Origin of the sequence: Lentzea sp. NPDC006480, assembly GCF_040611995.1 — a bacterium.
In the GTDB taxonomy this organism is placed as follows: domain Bacteria; phylum Actinomycetota; class Actinomycetes; order Mycobacteriales; family Pseudonocardiaceae; genus Lentzea.
In genome coordinates, this window is sequence record NZ_JBEXPJ010000308.1 from 1 (window position 1) to 4,059 (window position 4,059).

A 4,059-nucleotide genomic window follows, 5' to 3' on the forward strand; every position below is an offset into this window, starting at 1 on the left:
GGCGCGCTCGTCACCGACGGACCTGGCCGATACGGGGTCGTGGTCCTCGATTTCCCGCACTGTCAGCACCGAGGTACTGCTGCCCAGCGGACATCGCCAGCGCATGGTGCAGGCGAGCGACCGCACGAATGCGGCACAGGGCGTGTTCTGGCGGGGAGCGGCACCACTTGAGGGCGCCCCACTCGACGACGAGGCGGTTCTCGCGCTGGCTACCGATTCGAGTCTTGCGATGGAGTGAGGTTCACTCGATCGTCGGGTAGCGCTGACAGCGCGGTTTGGACAGTACGGTCACCGCACGTGAGATAAGTGGGCGTACTGTCATAATCCACCGGTTTCCTATAGCGCTGAGTCGGTACGCGGCGCCCGCCAGCATTGCGCCGAAGGTGCTGCACAAGGGCGATGCGAAGCGAGCCGTGCGGGCCTGATTCCACTCCAAGCCCAATCGCAATCGTCGCGAAGCGGCGATGAACTGACCCGGCTCGCAGGCGACCACGCTGGAACCCGGCCACCGCCGGCCAGCCACCCGACCGGCCGCCACCCGACCGCCGACCCCGGCCACCCAACCGGCCCACCCGCCCCCACGGCCATGCGAGGGCCGAACGAGGGCATGCGGGCGGCAGATGGGCGGTAAGCGTGCGACCAGGCCCGATACCTCCCGCTTCGTCCCGAAAGTTTCCCGGAACAAAGTCGTGAGAGCGTTCCCATTGACGTGGACGTAACACAAAGTTGAGGATCTGCGGCATGCATTGGAGAAGCACTCTCGCCGCAGTGCTGGGGCTGACGCTCGCCGCCAGCGCGACATCGGCGGCCGCCGCGCCGGACGAGCGCGGGTCGAAGCAGACGGTCATCGGGCAGCCCCGTACCGAGCACGGGTGTGCCCGCATCGAGAAGTCGTTGCCGGAGCTCAAGGACTGGCCGAAGATCGACAGCCAGCTCAAGGGCGACCGCAGGGACGAAGCCAGGATCAAGGAGATCCTCAAGGGCATGACGCTGGCCGAGAAGGTCGGCCAGATGACGCAGCCCGAGATCGGCGCGATCACGGCGCAGGACGTCACGACGTACGGGTTCGGCTCGGTGCTCAACGGTGGTGGCAGCTGGCCGAACGCCAACAAGAAGGCCACGCCGCAGGACTGGCTCGCGAAGGCCGACGCCTACTGGGAGGCGTCGAAGCAGACGCGCACCAGGATTCCCGTCATCTGGGGCATCGACGCGGTGCACGGCAACAACAACGTCTACGGCGCGACGGTGTTCCCGCACAACATCGGGCTCGGCGCCGCGCACGACCCGTGCCTCATCCGCGACATCAACGAGGCCACGGCCGAGCAGATTCGCGCGACCGGGCAGGACTGGGCGTTCTCGCCGACGCTCGCCGTGGTGCAGGACGACCGGTGGGGGCGCACGTACGAAGGGTTCTCGGAGGACCCGCGGATCACCCGCGCCTACGGGTTCGAAGCCATCAAGGGCTTGCAGGACAACGCGAAGAAGCGCATCGGCGAGGACGGCGTGATCGCCACCGCCAAGCACTTCATCGGTGACGGCGGCACGACCGGCGGCAAGGACCAGGGCGTCAACGCCTACAGCGAAAAAGACATGATCAACATCCACGGGCAGGGCTACTACGGGGCGCTGGCCGCGGGTGCGCAGACGGTGATGATCTCGTTCAACAGCTGGACGAACGACGTCATCAACGAGGGCAAGGTGCACGGCAGCAAGTACGTGCAGACCGGCATTCTCAAGGAGAAGATGGGCTTCGACGGCCTGCTCGTCTCCGACTGGAACGGCATCGGCCAGGTCACCGGCTGCACGAACGCCAGCTGCCCGCAGGCGATCAACGCCGGCCTGGACATCATCATGGTGCCGCAGGACTGGAAGGCGTTCATCACCAACACGATCGCCCAGGTCGAGACCGGCGTGATCCCGATGGCCCGCATCGACGACGCCGTCACCCGGATTCTGCGCGTCAAGCTGCGCGCGGGCACGTTCGACGCGCCGAAGCCGTCCGCGCGAGAGCACGCCGGCGAGCAGGAGGCGTTGCTGCACAAGGAGCTCGCGCGCAAGGCCGTGCGGGAGTCCGCGACGCTGCTGAAGAACAACGACCGGGTGCTGCCGCTCTCCAAGCGCAGCAAGGTTCTCGTGGTCGGCAAGAGCGCGGACAACATCGGCAACCAGACCGGCGGCTGGACGCTGTCCTGGCAGGGCACCGGCAACACCAACGCCGACTTCCCCAACGGCACCAGCATCCTCAAGGGCATCCAGGACACGCTGGGCGCCGCCAACGTCACGTTCGCCGAGACCGCGGACAACGTCGACCCCAAGAACTTCGACGCCGTCATCGCCGTCATCGGTGAGACGCCGTACGCCGAGGGCGTGGGCGACATCGGCAAGCGGACGTTCGAGACCGCGCGCCTGTACCCGAAGGACCTGGAAACCCTCGACAAGGTGTCCGGCAAGGGCAAGCCGGTCATCACCGTCTACGTCGGCGGCCGCGCGATGTACATGAACAAGGAGATCAACCGCTCCGACGCGTTCGTCGCCGCGTGGCTGCCCGGCACCGAGGGTCAGGGCATCGCCGATCTGCTGATCAGGGGACGCCACAACGGGTTCAGCGGCAAGCTGTCCTACTCGTGGCCGGGCGAGGCCTGCCCGGCACTGCCCGGCGAGCCGGCCAAGACGCCGCTGTTCAAGTTCGGGTACGGCCTGCGCGACTGGCAGACCGGCAACGTCGGCAAGCTCGACGAGACCAGCCCCGGCGGCTTCTGCTCCGGCGGTGGCGGCGGCACGGCCACGGAGGACCTGGAGGTCTTCAACCGCACCGATGTCGCGCCGTACAAGAGCTTCATCGGCTCGCCGGAGAACTGGGGCCTCGAGATCGGCCCGGACGGGCAGGCCTCGCAGGCGAACATCAACGTCGTGCAGTCCGACGTCAACGTCCAGCAGGACGCGCTCAAGACGACGTGGACCGGCACCGGACCGGGCCAGGTGTTCCTGCAGAGCCCGACCGGCAGCGACCTGCGCGGCTACGGCAACGCCAACGCGGCCATCGAGTTCGACGTGATCGTGCACCAGGCCCCGGCCAACCGCACGGTCATCAGCGCGCACTGCAACTACCCCTGCATGGCGGAACTCGATGCCACACAAGCGTTCCGGAACCTCCCCGTTGGCCAGAAGTCGACCGTGAAGGTCGCGGTCAGCTGCTTCGCCGACAAGGGGCTGGACCTGGAGAACGTCAACACGCCGTTCCTGGTCTACACCGAAGGCACCTTCCAGGCGTCGTTCGCGAACGTGCGGTGGGTGCCCAAGGCGGGCGCCGATCCGGACGCCATTCCCTGCACATAACGGAGAAACCGTGCCCTACCGGCAGACCTGCCGGTAGGGCACGTCCGGGAAGTACTCCTCCCACTGCGCGCGCGTGAGCGGTTCGGGATGCCGCGCGCACAACCGCTCAACCGCCCGATCGACGTCCACGTCCCACAGCCGCACCGTCGTGTCGTTGCCGCCGGAAGCCAGGTATGTGCCGTCGGGCGAGAACTCGACGGCCGCGACGTCCCGCGCGTGCCCGGTGAACTTCGTGACCAGCCGGGGACGAGCGGGATCCGCGACGTCCCACAGCCGCAGCACGCCGTCCGTGTGCGAGGTCGCCATCAGGGTCCCGTGGTAGGTCACCGCGTACGGACCGGCCGTGAGCCCGGACAGCCTGCCCACCTCGCGCATCGTGCGCGGGTCGGTGAACCTGATCTCCTTGTCCCCGATCGCGGTGGCGAGCAGCCTGCCGTCCGGGCTGAAGCCGCCGCGCAACGTCGTGTCGCCCTGTCCTGGGAACGTGATCTCCTTCGGGACGCGGAGATCGGTGACGTCGAAGAGCTTCGACTGGTCACCGGTGCCCGCGACCAGCTTGCCGCCGTCCGGGCTGAAGTGCACCGCCCAGAGGTAGTTGTTCCCGACCTCGCGGAACGACAGCAGCTTCGGCGCCCTCAGCTTCGTGAGGACCGGTTCGAGGAGCTCTACGGCCATCCCGCCGCGAACGGCCGCAGCAAGGGCGCCGGGCTGTCGGACCTGTTC

The 4,059-nt window shown here is 67.7% G+C and carries 2 protein-coding genes and 1 pseudogene; 2 read left to right on the forward strand and 1 reads right to left on the reverse strand.

Annotated elements, in window-relative coordinates:
- Both ABZX92_RS45295 and ABZX92_RS45300 read left to right on the forward strand, forming a co-directional pair.
- The coding region (locus ABZX92_RS45295; protein WP_355572278.1) for a hypothetical protein at positions 1-238 on the forward strand (238 nt) is incomplete at its 5' end.
- Between the two features lie 503 nt (positions 239-741).
- Positions 742-3,336: an exo 1,3/1,4-beta-D-glucan glucohydrolase gene (locus ABZX92_RS45300; protein ID WP_355572279.1), complete on the forward strand. Its 2,595-nt coding sequence runs from the start codon at positions 742-744 to the stop codon at positions 3,334-3,336.
- 15 nt (positions 3,337-3,351) lie between these two features.
- Here ABZX92_RS45300 and ABZX92_RS45305 read toward each other — a convergent pair.
- Positions 3,352-4,059 (reverse strand): annotated as a pseudogene (locus ABZX92_RS45305) (hypothetical protein); the annotation flags it as partial.

Excerpts from the sequence above, each read along its gene's own strand:
- ABZX92_RS45300 (WP_355572279.1), top strand. The coding sequence starts at position 742 with ATGCATTGGAGAAGCACTCTCGCCGCAGTGCTGGGGCTGACGCTCGCC.